Raw genomic sequence first — 15,349 nt, 5'->3', positions numbered from 1 at the left:
TCTTGCCAAACCGACGAAGCACGAAGTTTATTGACTCGTCAATCAACAAAAACCGGGGAGCCACCATGACTATCCGCACCATGCTACTCACCTCCGCCGTGACCTTTGCTTGCGCCGGCAGCGCTTTTGCCGCTGGCTGCGACAAGATTGTCTTCTCGGATGTGGGTTGGACCGACATCACCGCCACCACCGCCGCCACCACTTTGGTGCTGGAAGCGCTTGGCTATGAGACCGAGACCAATATCCTTTCCGTTCCGGTGACTTACGCCGGCTTGGCCGAGGGCGACATCGATGTCTTCCTGGGCAACTGGATGCCGACGATGGAGGCGGATATCGCCACCTACCGCGAGGCCGGCACCGTCGACACCGTGCGCACCAACCTTGAGGGCGCGAAATACACCCTTGCCACCAATGAGGCCGGTGCAGCGCTTGGCATCACCGATTTCAACGCGATCAAGGATCATGCCGAGGCGCTTGAGTCGAATATTTACGGCATCGAGGCCGGCAATGACGGCAACCGCCTGATCTTGGACATGATCACCGCCGACCAATTTGGCTTGGGCAAATTCAACATCGTTGAAAGCTCTGAGCAAGGCATGCTGGCTGAGGTCGACCGCAAAACCGGTGCGGGCCAGCCGATCGTCTTCCTGGGCTGGGAGCCGCATCCGATGAACGCCAACTTCAAGCTGACCTATCTTGCAGGCGGCGATGAGGTCTTCGGCCCCGATTTCGGCGGTGCGATCGTGGCGACCAACACCCGCAAGGGCTATGTCGCTGAATGCCCCAATACCGGTAAGATGCTGCAAAACCTCAGCTTCACGCTTGCGATGGAGAATGAGATCATGGGCGCCATCCTCAATGACGGCACCGATCCGCGCGAGGCAGCCAAGGCCTGGCTCGCAGCCAATCCGGCGGCTTGGGAAGCGTGGTTGGACGGCGTGACCACCAAGGATGGCGGCGATGCAAAAGCAGCTGTGACGGCCGCCCTGCAATGATCAGGCCCTCCCGGATCGCGGCGGCGGTTCTGGTTGCAGCCTCCCTTTCGGCTTCGTTTTCGGCACCGGCACTGGCAGAAGTTCTGCCGGTGCCCAGCCAAGAAGGCTGGAATGCGGCACGTCAGACCGTCACTTTGAAGTCAGGCCAGACCATCGGCTTTGTCGAGATGGGCGATACGGCGGGCGCGCCGTTGATCCTGATCCACGGCTACACCGACAACAGCCGCAGCTGGTCGCTCTTGGCGCCCGAGCTGATTGCGGGCCGGCATATCTACGCCATTGACCTGCGCGGTCACGGCAAATCCTCGGCCCCTGAGTGCTGCTATACGCCGTTGGACTTGGCCTCGGATCTCGACGGCTTTATGCAAGCCAAAGATATCGCCAAGGCCGATGTGGTGGGCCATTCGCTGGGCTCGATGACGGGGGCGGTTTTTGCAGCCCTGCACCCCGAAAAGGTTGATCGGCTTGTGCTGATCAGCTCGGCACTCGCTGTGCCGCAGGCGAGCGCTGACTGGTTGTGGGAAAACGTTCCCACGCTGCCAGAAACCATTGATCCGAATAGCCAATTCATGCTCGATTGGTATTGGAACCCCACGCCGGTTGCGGTGGATTTCATCGACCGTGAGCGCGCCGAAAGTGCGGCCACCCCGCGCCAGACCTGGCAAGGCGTGCTCGAGGGTCTCTCGGCAACCGATTGGTCGCCCCTGGCAGCACGGATCAAAGCGCCAGTGCTGATCATTTGGGGCGCGCAAGACGGTCTTTTCGATGCGGCCACCCAAGATCGGCTGAAAGCGGTTCTGCCGCAGGCCAAGCACGAGACTTACGCCGAGAATGGCCACAATATGTTTTGGGAGATTCCTGAGACAGTTGGTCCAGTGATTGCAGGTTTCTTGGCCGATTGATTGGCCTTTGCCCGCCTCCGCCATTTTGGGGGCGGGCACCACCCAAACAGGCGATAGACACATGGACTGGTTTCAAACCACATTTCCTTGGCTCTTCGATAAAATACCGGTTGGTTGGGCGGCCAAACAAGCGGTCGACTGGCTTAAAAACAATGCGCGTCCGCTGTTTGACGGCATCAGCGATGCCTTCGGCTGGCTGATCAGCGGCACGTTGTCTTTGATCCAATATCCGCACCCCATGATCGTGGTGGCGCTGTTCGTCGCCCTCACATGGTATCTGCAGCGGTCTTGGAAGATCTGCTTGCTGGTGCTCATCGGCTTCCTTTTCATCCTGAACCAAGGCTATTGGAAAGCCACCACCGAAAGCCTGGTGCTGCTTTTTTATTCTTGCATGCTTTGCATGGCGATTGGGGTGCCGATTGGCATTGCGGCTGCGCATCGGCCAAGGCTTTACGCCGCGATGTCGCCGATCCTTGATTTGATGCAGACCTTGCCGACCTTCGTTTACCTTATCCCGGCCGTGGTTTTCTTCGGCCTTGGCATGGTGCCGGGCCTCTTGGCCACGGTGATCTTCGTGGTCCCTGCCCCGATCCGGCTGACCTATCTGGGCATCTCGGCCACGCCGCAGGCCTTGGTCGAGGCCGCCACCGCCTTTGGTGCCACGCCGCGACAGAAGCTCTGGAAGGTCGAGCTGCCCTATGCCCTGCCGCAGATCATGGCGGGGTTGAACCAGACCATCATGCTGTCGCTTTCGATGGTGGTGATCGCCGCGATGGTTGGCGCCAATGGCCTTGGCATCCCAGTGGTGCGCGCGCTTGGCCAAAATAACTCGGCCCTTGGGTTTGAATCTGGGCTGGTGATCGTGGTGGTCGCGATCATGCTGGACCGCATGCTAAGGGTGACACGCAAATGAGCCGCGCAGCCGTAGAATTCGACAATGTTTCCATCGTTTTCGGCGATGCGCCCGAGCGCGCCTTGCCACTGATGGATGCGATGAAGTCCCGCGCTGACGTTCAGGTCGAGACCGGCCAAGTGCTGGGCGTGCACAATTGCAACCTCACCGTGGCTGAGGGCGAAATCCTGGTGCTGATGGGGCTTTCCGGCTCGGGCAAGTCCACTTTGCTGCGCGGGGTCAATGCGCTGAACCCCGTGGTGCGGGGTGAGGTGCGGGTTCTGGACGGCGATCAAATGGTCTCGGTCACCCATGCTGATCCGGCAACTTTGCGCCGCTTGCGGGCCAACCGAATTGCGATGGTGTTTCAACAGTTTGGCCTGCTGCCCTGGCGCACGGTGCGCGAAAATGTCGGCCTTGGGCTTGAACTCGCCGGCATTCCCCCGGCCGAGCGACGGCCGCGTGTCGACCAGCAGCTGGCCTTGGTGAACCTCTCACAATGGGCGGATCGCAAGGTGGGAGAGCTGTCGGGCGGCATGCAGCAGCGCGTCGGCCTTGCCCGCGCCTTTGTCACCGAAGCGCCGATCCTTTTGATGGATGAGCCCTTCTCCGCGCTAGACCCCTTGATCCGCGCCAAGCTGCAAGACGAGCTGTTGGACCTGCAGGCCAAGCTGCGCCGGACCATCGTTTTCGTCAGTCACGATCTGGATGAGGCCTTCAAGATCGGCAACCGCATCGCTTTGATGGAAGGTGGCCGGATCGTGCAATGCGGCACCGCGCGCGAGATCATTGCCAACCCGGTTTCCGACTATGTGGCTGATTTCGTGGCGCATATGAACCCGCTTGGCGTGCTGACAGCCAGCGATGTCATGGTGCAGGGTGACGGCGGAACGGTTGAGATCGCTCCCGAGACGCCGGTCAAACAGGTGATGGAGATGCTGCGCAGCGGCTCTGAGGTGATCGCCGTGGTGCAAGGCGGCGCAAAGCTGGGCGTCATCCGCTCGGGCGATGTGATGCGCAAACTTTTGAACCCGCGCGCCTAAATCAAAAAGCCGCCCCAAGTTTCGGAGCGGCTTTTTGCGAACTTCGTCCAAAGCTTACTCGGTCGCGTCTGCCTTTTTCGCCGCAGGCTTTTTGGCAGCGGTCTTTGCCGCCGCAGGCTTTTTCGCCACCGCCTTCTTAGCCGCTGGCTTCTTCGCCGGAGCAGCAACCGCCTCGCCCTCAACCGCCTCAGCCGCCGCCTTTTTAGCCGGAGCCTTCTTCGCAGCCGGCTTTTTAGCCGGGGCCTTCGCCTTGGCCGCAGGCTTTGCCGCCGCCTTGCGCGCGGGCTTTTTGCCGCCCTTTGCGGCCTTCTCCGTGATCAGTTCAAGCGCGCGCTCCAGCGTCACCTCTTCCGGTGTCTCGTCCTTGGGCAAGGTGGCGTTCACCTTCTCCCATTTGACGTATGGGCCGTATTTCCCAGGCATAACCTGCACTTCGCCGCCGTCAGGATGCGCGCCAAGGCTGCGCAAAGGCTGCGCTGCGGCACCACGTCCGGGGCCACGGCTCAGCTTTTGCGCCAAAACCTCAACCGCGCGGTTCATGCCGATGCTGAAGACCTCTTCCACATCGGGCAGGTTGGCATAGGTGCTGCCATGCTTCACATAAGGTCCAAAACGGCCAATCGCCGCCTCGATCATCACGCCATCTTCGGGGTGATTGCCCACCTGACGCGGCAAAGACAGCAGCGCCAAAGCGCGCTCCAGCGTCAAACCATCCGGCGTCCAGCCTTTGGGCAGGCTGGCGCGATCGGGCTTGGGCTTTTCTTCCGTCGCTTCGCCACGCTGCACATAAGGGCCAAACCGGCCCGAGCGCAGCGAGATCTCGGCTCCATTCTCATCATGGCCCAAAATCCGCCCGTCCGAGGCGACATTTTCCGCATCGCCCGCCAAAGGCCGCGTGTAGCGGCATTCGGGATAATTGCCGCAACCGATAAATGCGCTGCCCGAGCGCGCGGTTTTCAGATGCAACCGCCCGGAGCCGCAGGTCGGGCAAGCGCGCGGATCGCTGCCATCTGCCCGAGCCGGGTAAAGATGCGGAGACAAGAAATCATCAATCTTATCAAGCACCTCAGAGATCCGAAGATCCGAGGTTTCGGCCACAGCGGCGCTGAAATCACGCCAGAACCGTGCCAGAACTTCCTTATAATCCCGCTCGCCCGCCGAGACATCGTCCAACTCATTTTCAAGATCGGCCGTGAAATCATATTCCACATAGCGCTTGAAGAAGTTGGCCAAGAAAGCGGTGACCAAACGGCCTTTATCTTCGGGGAAGAGCCGGTTCTTGTCTTTGCGAACATATTCGCGGTCCACAATGGTGGACAGCACCGAGGCATAGGTCGAGGGGCGACCGATGCCCAGCTCTTCCATCCGCTTGACCAAAGTCGCTTCGGTATAGCGCGGCGGGGCTTGAGTGAAATGCTGATCCGGCGTGATCGCGCCCTTCTCGACGCCCTCGCCTTGCATGATCTGCGGCAGACGACCTTCGTCATCCTCATCGCCATCTTGCTTGTCGTCGCGGCCCTGATCGTAAACTTTCAGGTAACCATCAAAAAGCACGACCTGACCATTGGCGCGCAAAGCCACCTGCCCATCCGGGCTGGTGACATCGACCGAGGTCCGCTCCATCCGTGCCGCCGCCATTTGGCTCGCGATGGTGCGCTTCCAGATCAGATCATAGAGCTTGCGTTGATCATCCTCGGCCCGGATCTTCTCGGGGCCCATCGCCATATCCGTCGGGCGGATACATTCATGCGCTTCCTGCGCATTCTTGGCCTTGTTTTTATACATCCGCGGGCTGTCGGGGACGTAGGATTTGCCGAAGCGCTTCTCAATCTCGCTGCGCGCCGCCATCACCGCTTCGGGCGCCATATCGATGCCGTCGGTCCGCATATAGGTGATGTGGCCGGCCTCATAGAGACGCTGGGCTGCGTTCATGCACTGCTTGGCGCCCATGCCATATTTGCGGCTGGCCTCTTGTTGCAGCGTCGAGGTCATGAATGGCGGCCAGGGGTTGCGCGTGGCGGGCTTCGATTCCACGCCGGCAACCGAAAATGTTCGAGAAGTGACAGCCTGCACCGCCAATTCTGCAGCAGTCGCCGTTGGAATGTCAAATTTTTGCAGTTTCTTGCCACCCAAGGTGACCAAGCTCGCTTCGAATTCTTGGCCGCGCGGGGTGCGCAGCACCGCCTTCACAGACCAATATTCTTGCGCCTTGAACGCCTCGATCTCCATCTCGCGCTCGACGATCAAGCGCAGGCAAACCGACTGCACACGACCGGCGGATTTCGCGCCCGGCAGTTTGCGCCACAGCACCGGCGAGAGGGTGAAGCCCACCAGATAATCCAGCGCGCGACGGGCGAGATAGGCCTCAACCAGCGGCGTGTCGATGTCGCGTGGCTCCTTCATCGCCTTGGTCACCGCTTCTTTGGTGATGGCGTTAAAGGTGACGCGCGAGACGGTTTTGCCCTTCTTCAGGCTGGATTGCAGCGCTTCTTTCAGGTGCCACGAAATCGCCTCGCCCTCGCGATCAGGGTCGGTTGCGAGGATCAGGGTGTCATCGGACTTCAGCGCTTCGCTGATCGCACGAATGTGCTTTTTGCTGTCCGAGGCGACTTCCCATTTCATGTCGAAATCATGCTCGGTATCGACCGAACCGTCCTTGGGCGGCAGGTCGCGCACATGGCCGTAAGAGGCCAAGACCACGAAGTCTGGACCAAGATATTTGTTGATTGTCTTGGCTTTAGCTGGAGATTCGACGACGACAACTGGCATGGAATCCCCTTAGGTCCAACGGCACGGAGGCGGGGGCTAGATGTGGGGCAAAGCGGTCTATTGTCAACCGCACCGCTGAGCGATGTGCAGTGACGCGATCAAATGCCCGCTGAGCTGCGGCTTAGAAGCCCGCCCGGTTGACGAAGGATTTCCCCCTCAAGCTCAAGCAGCAAAAGGGCGGGTGCCAGATGCGCCGGGGGCATCGCGAGATCGCGGATGAGTTGATCTTCGGCCAAGGGGCTCGGCCCAAGGCGGGCAAGTATGCGCGAATGCAGCTCGGACATCTCAGACAGCGGACGGGTGGCGGGCACCGGGCCGGGCAAGGGCGGCGGGGCTTTCTTGGCAAGGGCCGCCCGAATCTCAGGCTCTGGGGGCTGAGCCGAGGGCGAAAGTGGGGACGGCTGGCCCAAAGCCTCAAGCACATCGGTTGGGTTGCGGATCAGGGCTGCGCCGTCGCGCAAAAGCATATTGCAGCCGGCGGCGCGCGGATCAAAGGGGTGACCGGGCACGGCCATCACCTCACGCCCCTGATCGGCGGCATTGCGGGCGGTGATCAAACTGCCTGAGCGGGCCGCGGCTTCCACGACGACCACGGCTTGCGATAGGCCTGCGATCAGCCGGTTGCGGAGAGGAAAATGTCGCGTCTGCGGATTTGCCCCCATCGGTTGCTCGGAAATCCGCACCCCTTGCTCGCGGATTTTTTGGGCAAGAGCGGCGTTCTCTTCAGGGTAGATGACATCAACCCCGCCCGCTTGCACGGCGATCGTACCCGTCGGCAAAGCCGCCTCATGCGCCGCTTTGTCGATGCCGCGCGCAAGACCCGAGACGATGGCGTAGCCCGCCTGCCCCAGCCCTTCGGCCAGCCGCGTGGCCATGCGCAGCCCTAAGGATGAGGCATTGCGCGCGCCCACCAAGGCAAGCTTCGGCCTTTGCAACAAGCCGATATCGCCCTGCACCCAAAGGAGCGGCGGCGCATCCGGCAGCTCCATCAGGGCAGCAGGATAGCCATCATCCCCGAAACAAAGCGCATATGCGCCCGCAATCCGGGCTTCGGCATATTCGGCCTGCGCAACCTCTGCCGGACAGCAGCGGTAATCCTTCACCCCCGCGGCCAACGCAAGTTCAGGCAGGGCCGCCAAAGCATCGCGTGCCGAGCCGTGTTCGGCCAACAGGCGATGAAAGGTGACAGCGCCAACCCTGCGGGAGCGAATGAGACGAAGCCAGTCAAGCCGTTCGTCCTCTGAACGGGGTGGTCTGGGGTGTGTGGGGGTCGAAAAGAAGCCGTCCGCCATGCCCAACCTCGCCTCATCCGCGAGTCGCACAATGGCGCCAGAGCGGTTAACGAAAGCTGAAGAGACGCAGAAATATTTTTGCCGCGCTCACGCCCCTCTCTCCACAGTCGCAAATCCACCACATCTGGCCCGATCCAAGCCAAGCAACTGGCGCTAACTCCTCGATTGATCGGCCTGAGGAATTTTGATCAAATAGCCGCAGAATTCGGGGCAGACTCGCCCCTAAGGGAGCCATGCCATGAAGAATGCAGATGTTGCTAAGCGCCGGGATGAGGCGATTTCCCGCGGCGTTGGGATGCAAACCCAGATCTATGCGGATAAGGCGCTGAACGCCGAGGTTTGGGATATCGAAGGCAATCGCTACATCGACTTTGCCGCCGGGATCGCCGTGGTCAACACCGGCCACCGTCACCCCAAGGTCATGGCGGCGGTTCATGCACAGCTCGATAAATTCACCCACACCTGCCATCAGGTGATGCCTTACGAAAATTACATCGCGCTGGCCGAGCGACTGAACGGGCTTGTCCCCGGCGATTTCGCCAAGAAGACCATCTTCGTCACCACCGGTGCCGAAGCTTGCGAGAACGCGATCAAGATCGCTCGGATCGCCACTGGGCGCGATGCGGTGATCGCCTTTGGCGGCGGCTTCCACGGCCGGACCTTCATGGGCATGGCGCTGACTGGCAAGGTTGAGCCCTACAAAAAAGGCTTCGGCTCAATGATGCCGGGGATTTACCACGTCCCCTTCCCGATGGGCCCGCAAGGCATCTCGACCAAAGACGCCATGGCGGGGATTGAAAAGCTCTTCAAAGCCGATCTCGACCCGGCCCGCGTCGCGGCCATCATCTTTGAGCCGGTGCAAGGCGAAGGCGGCTTCAACCCCGCGCCTGCCGATCTGGTGAAAGCCATCCGCGCGCTTTGCGACCAACACGGTATCGTGATGATCGCAGATGAGGTGCAGACCGGTTTTGCCCGCACCGGCAATATGTTTGCGATGGAAGCTTACGGCGTGGCCGCCGATCTGACCACGATGGCCAAGGGGCTGGCAGGTGGTCTGCCGCTGGCCGCCGTCACCGGCAAAGCCGAGTTGATGGATGCGGCCAACCCCGGCGGCCTGGGTGGCACCTATGCCGGCAACCCGCTTGGCATTGCCGCCTCGCATGCCGTTTTGGACGTGATCGAGGAAGAGCAGCTTTGCGCCCGCGCCAACGAGTTGGGCAGCCGCTTGAAGCAAAAGCTTGAGGAAATCCGCGCCACGACGCCTGAGATCACCGACATCCGCGGCCCGGGATTCATGGTGGCGGTGGAATTCGCCAATCCGTCCAGCAAAGAGCCCGACGCCGGTTTCACAAACCGCGTCCGGGTTGAGGCGCAAAAGCGCGGGCTGATCCTTTTGACCTGCGGCGTTTACGGCAACGTCGTGCGCTTCCTTGCCCCGATCACCATCCCCGAGGCGCATTTCACCGAAGCGCTTGGCATCATCGAAGCCTCGGTCGCGGCAGCGCGCCAAAGCTAAGCCGACCTTCTTCCCCCCCCTGCGGCAGATATCTCTGCCGCAGGGAACCGAATTCGATCCGAGGCGTTGGTGGCATGCTCTGTTCATCACCTCGGGAATTCACAATGAAACTCCTCTTCATCACACCGATTGCCGCGCTTGCTCTGGCAGGCTGCGTGGCGACGCCCGAACAAAACACAACCGTGGGCGCCCTGACCGGGGCTGCGGTGGGCGCAGCTGTTTCTAACAAAAGCGACCGCGTGACAGGTGCTCTGGCAGGCGCCGCAGTGGGCGCGATCGCGGGCACCTATCTCGGCAAAACCAATCAGCCGGGCAAATGCTACTACCGCGATGCGAACGGCAACCGCTTCATCGCGAACTGCTGATCCTTCGATCTGAAAAAGTTTACGTTTTGGTAACGAGTGCGGGGCAGGTTTTTACCTGCCCTTTTCTACATCTGCCCGGCATCCCCTGCCCCCCTTTGGCATTTTGCCATTGTCACTTTGACGCCTGCACGGTTATCTCGCGCCCGAGATGCGGCCGCAAATCCTCAGCGCCGCGATGGGAGGCCTTATGGCGGGGATCACCCTACGCGATTTGGGCTATGCGGCGGCGGGCAAGGTCATTCTGGCGGGGCTGAACCTGCAGCTTGACCAGCGTCGGATCGCCATTATCGGCCGCAATGGCAGCGGCAAGACCACGCTTTTGCGGCTGATCGCGGGGCTGGTTGCGCCCTCGCATGGCGCGGTGACGGTCGAGGGGATTGACCCCTACCGCGACCGCAAAGGCGCGCTGCAACGCATTGGCATCCTCTTTCAAAACCCTGAACATCAAATCCTTTTCCCCACCGTGGAAGAGGAGTTGGCCTTTGGCCTGCGCCAGCAGGGCATGACGCAGAAAGACGCACTGCGCCGCACCCGCGACGCACTCGCCGCCGAGGGCCGTGCGCATTGGGCGCAAGCCTCGGTCTCCACGCTCTCAGGTGGCCAAAAGCAATGGCTTTGCCTGCAAGCGGTGCTGTTGATGGCGCCCGAGACCATCCTTCTCGATGAGCCCTTTTCCGGCCTTGATCTGCCCGCCATCGCTCGCGTCACGCGCCGGCTTGAGGCTTTGCCGCAGCGGCTGATCACGATCTCGCATGACCCCGCCAGCGCCGCCAAGGCCGAGCGGGTGATCTGGCTGGAGGCCGGACGGCTGCATGCCGATGGCCCGGCGGATCAAGTTTTGCCGCAGTTCACCGCCGAAATGGCGCGGATCGGAGAGGCCGATGCTGACGCTGACCTCGCCGGTTGAGACCCCTCTGCACCGCCTGCCCGCTGGCGCCAAACTTGCCGGACTGGCGGTTTTCACCCTGGGCCTTTTCCAGATCAGCAACCTTTGGGTATTGGCCGGTCTGGCCTTGGCGCTTGCCGCTTTGCAGCTGAGTTTCGGGCGGCGCTTTGCATCCCACGCGCTGCGGATGCTGAAACCGCTTTGGCCTTTCGTGCTGGTGCTGGCCTTGTGGCATCTGTGGACCGGGGCGCTGGCCGATGGAGCTTTTCTGGTGCTGCGCATGGGGCTTGCCGTTGCAGCGGCCAACCTTGTCACCATGACCACCCGCCTTTCCGACATGCTCAGCGTTTTTGAGATGCTGGCCCGCCCGCTCTCGCCCCTGCTGCCGCCACGCCGGCTGGCGATGGCCTTCGCTTTGGTGATCCGCTTCATCCCCAATCTGGCCGAGCGTATGGCGCTTTTGGCCCAAGCCCACCGCGCTCGCAGCGCGCGCCGTCCGGGCTGGCGGTTGGTGGTGCCGGCCGCCCTCGCCGCCCTTGACGCCGCAGATCAAGCGGCTGAGGCCTTGCGCGCGCGGGGCGGCGCTGATTAACCTGCCCCCTTACCCAGTTTTAGGAGATTTTGATGGAACGTAGCCTGACCCATATCGCGCTTTTCGCAGCCCTGATTGCGGTGCTTGGGCTTGTCCCGCAGATCACTCTGGGCGCCGGTGTTCCCATCACCGCGCAAACGCTGGGTGTTATGCTCTGTGGCACCGTTCTCGGCGCGCGGCGCGGCGCTTTGGCGGTGTTGCTTTTCATGGCATTGGTCGCGGCCGGTCTGCCGCTTCTGTCGGGCGGTCGCGGGGGGATCGGCGTCTTCACCCAGCCCTCCGCAGGGTATTTCATCGGCTTCCCCTTTGCCGCCTTCGTCGCCGGCTGGGTGATGGAGCGCACCACTTTGCCGGTCGGCATCGCGGCTGGTGCCGCTTCCGTCATCGGCGGCATCGCGGTGCTTTACATCTTTGGCATCAGTGGCATGGCCATCGTGCTTGGGAAAACTCTGTCCGAAGCTGCAATGCTTGGCATGGCCTTCTTGCCGGGCGATGTGATCAAGGTGGTGCTGGCGGGTCTGGTCACCCAAGCTATTGCGCAGGCCCGCCCCGGCTCGCTCTTGTCGCGCCCGCAAACCCTGCCTGTCTCTGCGTTCAACTGATCCTTTAGCGCCCTAATCGGCGCTGAAGACCATCGCTGCCCCAATGCCACCCGCCGAGGCAATGGCAGCCAAACCGGGCCCCTTTGCGGGTCCGGTCACCCTGCATAGGTCGTGAAACAGACGCACCGCCAAGATGCTGCCCGAGGCGCCAATCGGATGACCTCGCGCCAAGGCGCCGCCTTTCAGATTGACCAGCGTAGGGTCCAATCCTGCCCCGCGCAGACAAGCGATGGCTTGCACCGCATAGGCCTCCATCACCTCGGCCTGATGCAGGTCTTGCGGTCGCAGCTTGGCCTTGACCAAGGCCTGCGCAATCGCAGGAATCGGCGCAAGACCGGGCTGCGTCGGGTCAGCCCCCAAAGTGGCCGCGCCAGTGACCCTCAGCCCTCGCCCTTGCGCAATATCATCGGCGACCACCAGCACGAATGCGGCGGCATCCGCCGCCACAGCCGTATTGGCGGCCGTCAAAACTTGGCCCTCCTGCCCCGGCAAAGCCTTGGCACGCCTTGCCACCTCCGGCGTGAGCTTGCGGGTGAAGGGATCGCGCTGCAGGCCTGCCAGCGGCACAACCTCATCTGAGAAATCCGCTGCCAAAGCACGGGCATGACTTTCAACCGCATATTCATCGGCCTCAACTCGGGAAATGCCCAGCCGCGCCGCCAGAGCAGCCGCGGCCTCTGCCATGCCAGGATCGCGGTCGGGCCACGGCGTGAAGGGCGCCTGATCATAGGCCCGCGCTGCGCCGCCAAAAGGATCAGCCATGGCCCGCAAGGGACGCAAAGAGTGGCTTTCGGCGCCGCCCGCAAGCACCACTCGCACCTGCCCCGCTGCAACCAGCGCGACCGCCAGACCAATCGCGTCCAACCCGCCCGCGCATTGCCGGTCGATCGAAAGCCCTGCCACACGCTCGGGCAAACCTGCCGCCAATGCGATGCGCCGTGCCGGATTTCCCCCTGCTCCCAAGGCGTTAGAACAAATCAGCTCATCGACGTCCCAAGGCTGCAACCCCGCATCCGCCAGAACCGCCTGCAGCACCGGAGCCGCCAAATCTTCGATCCGCAGTCCGCGAAAGGCACCGCCCTGCGGCGCCACAGCGCTGCGTCGGGCCGCAACAAGGCGCGGGGTCACCGCAGCCCCCGCACCGCTGCAAGGTCGGTTTTGCCAGCTGAAGTCACCGGCCAATCGGTCAAGAACCGGATCGAGCGCGGCGCTTTCATCGCCCCCAGTTGGGCGCGCAACGCCGCCATCAGCGCCGCTTCTTGCGCGGGATCCCCCTGCACCACCGCATGCAAAACATGGCCTCGCTTGGGGTCAGGCTCGGCCAGAATCGCAGCGCGTTGGACGCCGGGCAGCGTCTCCATCAGCGCCTCGATCTCTTCGGGGAAGACGTTGTGATCGGCCACCGTGACCATGCGGCCTTTGCGGCCATGCAAGTAGAGCTCACCCCCTTGCAGCCGCCCCATCTCGCCCACCGAGAGCCAGCCGTCATGCCAATGCGCCCCGCCTGGGTCAGAAGCATAGCCATTGAAAAGATAGGGACTTTTGACCCATACCTCGCCATTGCGAATGTCGATCTCCACCCCCGGATAGGCGCGCCCCACGGAAGCTTCTGGCGTCTGAGCATCGGCCAAGGTGATGAATGAAGCCTCGGCCGCACCGTAGAATTCGCGCACATCAGCCTGCGGAGCAAGCTGGTGCAAATGCGCGCGCAAAGCCGCGTCCAGTTTCGAGCCGCCGACCAGCACAAGCCGCAGTTCGGGCATCGGCTCGGCCAGGCCCCGCAGTTGCGCCGGGGTCGCGTAAAGGAGTTCAACTGCCCGCTCTGCCAGCGCCACACTCTGCCGATCCGCCCGCAAACCGGCCAAGAGGTGCAGCTCGGCGCCAAGGCATGCCGCCTCCATCGCCCCGTAAAGCGACAGCGAGTGCTCTAAGCTGCCCAAAACCGCGACGCGACGCCCCGGCCCGATATTGAAAAGCTGCGCGTGCACCGCGAAGGACCGGGTCCAACTGGCGATGCTGCGATGGATCCGTCTGGGCGTGCCGGTTGAGCCCGAGGTCAGCGTCTCGAACCCGTCAGTTGCGGGCGCAGGCGCCTGCGGCAAACCGATGCGAACCCCCCCCCCTTGCGCCAACGCCGCATGGATCGCCGAGGCGCCCTGAGCCGGATCGATAATGGACGCAGCGGCGGCGGCAGACACCGCCGCGCCGGACGGGCCCAGAATCTGGGCCAGAGGATGCAGGGTGAAAGCCGCCAGATCAGCCATGCGGCCGGCCGAAGCCCTTCGCCAAGGCCAGAGCCGCATTGCGCAGCAACGCCATATCGACACCAACGGCGGTAAATGTGGTGCCCAATTCAAGGCAGCGGCGTGCAAAGGCTTGATCCAGCGTCAAAATACCAGACGGCACGCCCACCGCCTTCAGCCGCAAAATCGCCTCTTCCACTTTAGACACCACATCAGGATGACCGGCATTGCCGGGGTGACCAAGGCTGGCCGCCAGGTCGGAAGGCCCGATGAAGACCGCATCCACCCCGTCCACGGTGGCGATTTCCTCTAGGCGCGACAAAGCCTCACCGGTTTCGACCTGAACGATCAGGCAAAGCTCATCCTCGGCCCGATTGACGTAATCCTTAATCGCGCCAAAGCGGCTTGCACGGGTCAGGCCCGAGACGCCTCGGATGCCACGCGGGGCATAACGCATGGCGCGGACTGCGGCTTCGGCCTCGGCGGGGGTCTGGATATAGGGCAGTAAAAGGGTCTGCGCCCCTAAATCAAGCGCGCGTTTGATCAGCACTGTGTCGTTGGCCTGCGGGCGCACGACCGGTGCAATCGGATAAGCGGCAACCGCCTGCAACATGGGTACCAGATCGGGCAAGTCCGTGACGGAATGTTCGGTATCTAACAGTATCCAATCAAAGCCAGTCCCGGCCAGAAGCTCAGGCACCACAGGGCCAGCGATCGTGTTCCAAATGCCGATCTGCGAATGGCCAGCTTTAAGAGCACGCTTAAAGGTGTTGATCATTAAGGTCATTTCGCCACCAAGCTTGCCATGCGCCGCACTGCCAAAAGATAGCCCTCGGTGCCAAAGCCAGCGATCACGCCTTCAGCACGGGCCGAAACGAAGGAGTGGTGCCGGAAGGCTTCACGCTTATGAATGTTCGAAATGTGCACTTCGAGAACTGGCCCCGCAAAGGCGTTCAGAGCATCGAGAATGGCCACAGAGCTGTGGGAATAGGCGGCAGGATTGATGATAATCCCGGCAGCAACGCCCCGCGCGGCTTGGATCAAGTCGACAAGCACGCCCTCATGATTGGACTGCTCTGCCCGCAGGCTGAGGCCCAGTTCGCTGGCCAGCTCGCTACAGGCAGAGACGACATCCGCCAGCGTTTCATGACCGTAAATCTCGGGCTCACGCAGGCCCAGAAGGTTAAGATTTGGGCCGTTCAGCAGCAGGATTTGCGTCATCGCCAGCGTTCCCTTGGGCAGTTGCGCGCCG

At 62.1% G+C, this 15,349-nt stretch carries 15 protein-coding genes; 9 read left to right on the top strand and 6 right to left on the bottom strand.

Annotated elements, in window-relative coordinates:
• The first annotated feature begins 65 nt into the window (after positions 1-65).
• From choX to choV, 4 genes are all read left to right on the top strand, one after another.
• Positions 66-995 (top strand): choline ABC transporter substrate-binding protein, encoded by a 930-nt coding sequence (choX, locus tag Q9295_RS00925; RefSeq protein ID WP_306678469.1) that lies wholly within the window; start codon positions 66-68, stop codon positions 993-995.
• Positions 992-1,897: an alpha/beta fold hydrolase gene (locus Q9295_RS00920; protein ID WP_306678467.1), complete on the top strand. Its 906-nt coding sequence runs from the start codon at positions 992-994 to the stop codon at positions 1,895-1,897. The genes choX and Q9295_RS00920 overlap by 4 nt, the downstream gene beginning before the upstream one ends.
• A 61-nt stretch (positions 1,898-1,958) precedes the next feature.
• Entirely contained in the window at positions 1,959-2,810 is an 852-nt protein-coding gene (gene choW / locus Q9295_RS00915; protein WP_306678465.1) for a choline ABC transporter permease subunit, read from the top strand.
• Positions 2,807-3,832 carry a choline ABC transporter ATP-binding protein gene (choV, locus tag Q9295_RS00910; RefSeq protein WP_306678463.1) on the top strand — a complete coding sequence of 342 codons (1,026 nt, stop codon included), beginning with the start codon at positions 2,807-2,809 and terminating at the stop codon, positions 3,830-3,832. Before choW ends, choV begins: the two co-directional genes overlap by 4 nt.
• A 54-nt stretch (positions 3,833-3,886) precedes the next feature.
• Here choV and topA read toward each other — a convergent pair whose 3' ends face one another.
• Positions 3,887-6,601 carry a type I DNA topoisomerase gene (topA, locus tag Q9295_RS00905; protein ID WP_306678461.1) on the bottom strand — a complete coding sequence of 905 codons (2,715 nt, stop codon included), beginning with the start codon at positions 6,599-6,601 and terminating at the stop codon, positions 3,887-3,889.
• A gap of 98 nt (positions 6,602-6,699) precedes the next feature.
• Positions 6,700-7,893: a DNA-processing protein DprA gene (dprA, locus tag Q9295_RS00900; protein ID WP_306678459.1), complete on the bottom strand. Its 1,194-nt coding sequence runs from the start codon at positions 7,891-7,893 to the stop codon at positions 6,700-6,702.
• Positions 7,894-8,131: 238 nt separating this feature from the next.
• Here dprA and Q9295_RS00895 point away from each other — a divergent pair, with 238 nt between their 5' ends.
• The 5 genes from Q9295_RS00895 (at position 8,132) to Q9295_RS00875 (ending at position 11,854) form a co-directional block, all read left to right on the top strand.
• A complete protein-coding gene (locus Q9295_RS00895) occupies positions 8,132-9,409 on the top strand; it encodes a 4-aminobutyrate--2-oxoglutarate transaminase (protein ID WP_306678458.1) in 1,278 nt (425 codons plus the stop codon).
• A gap of 104 nt (positions 9,410-9,513) precedes the next feature.
• Positions 9,514-9,774, top strand: a complete 261-nt coding sequence (locus Q9295_RS00890; protein WP_306678456.1) for a YMGG-like glycine zipper-containing protein — start codon at positions 9,514-9,516, stop codon at positions 9,772-9,774.
• A gap of 187 nt (positions 9,775-9,961) precedes the next feature.
• On the top strand, positions 9,962-10,681 hold the full coding sequence (locus tag Q9295_RS00885) for an energy-coupling factor ABC transporter ATP-binding protein (RefSeq protein ID WP_306678454.1): 720 nt from the start codon (positions 9,962-9,964) through the stop codon (positions 10,679-10,681).
• Positions 10,656-11,252, top strand: coding sequence for a CbiQ family ECF transporter T component (locus Q9295_RS00880; RefSeq protein WP_306678452.1), 597 nt, complete (start codon positions 10,656-10,658; stop codon positions 11,250-11,252). The genes Q9295_RS00885 and Q9295_RS00880 overlap by 26 nt, the downstream gene beginning before the upstream one ends.
• Before the next feature lie 32 nt (positions 11,253-11,284).
• Complete coding sequence (locus tag Q9295_RS00875; RefSeq protein ID WP_306678450.1) at positions 11,285-11,854, top strand: biotin transporter BioY; 570 nt, start codon at positions 11,285-11,287, stop codon at positions 11,852-11,854.
• A gap of 12 nt (positions 11,855-11,866) precedes the next feature.
• Here the strand turns inward: Q9295_RS00875 and Q9295_RS00870 are convergent, their stop codons facing one another.
• From Q9295_RS00870 to aroQ, 4 genes are read right to left on the bottom strand one after another with little or no spacing between them, the layout of a single operon-like run.
• Entirely contained in the window at positions 11,867-12,982 is a 1,116-nt protein-coding gene (locus tag Q9295_RS00870) for a thiolase family protein (protein ID WP_306678449.1), read from the bottom strand.
• Entirely contained in the window at positions 12,979-14,118 is a 1,140-nt protein-coding gene (locus Q9295_RS00865) for an AMP-binding protein (RefSeq protein WP_306678447.1), read from the bottom strand. The genes Q9295_RS00870 and Q9295_RS00865 overlap by 4 nt, the downstream gene beginning before the upstream one ends.
• Positions 14,111-14,884 carry an HpcH/HpaI aldolase family protein gene (locus Q9295_RS00860; RefSeq protein ID WP_306678445.1) on the bottom strand — a complete coding sequence of 258 codons (774 nt, stop codon included), beginning with the start codon at positions 14,882-14,884 and terminating at the stop codon, positions 14,111-14,113. Before Q9295_RS00860 ends, Q9295_RS00865 begins: the two co-directional genes overlap by 8 nt.
• Complete coding sequence (aroQ, locus tag Q9295_RS00855; protein WP_306678443.1) at positions 14,881-15,318, bottom strand: type II 3-dehydroquinate dehydratase; 438 nt, start codon at positions 15,316-15,318, stop codon at positions 14,881-14,883. The genes Q9295_RS00860 and aroQ overlap by 4 nt, the downstream gene beginning before the upstream one ends.
• Positions 15,319-15,349 lie beyond the last annotated feature (31 nt).

Origin of the sequence: Pseudogemmobacter lacusdianii (assembly GCF_030848395.1) — a bacterium.
In the GTDB taxonomy this organism is placed as follows: domain Bacteria; phylum Pseudomonadota; class Alphaproteobacteria; order Rhodobacterales; family Rhodobacteraceae; genus Pseudogemmobacter; species Pseudogemmobacter lacusdianii.
This window is presented reverse-complemented; position numbering and strand designations above follow the sequence as displayed.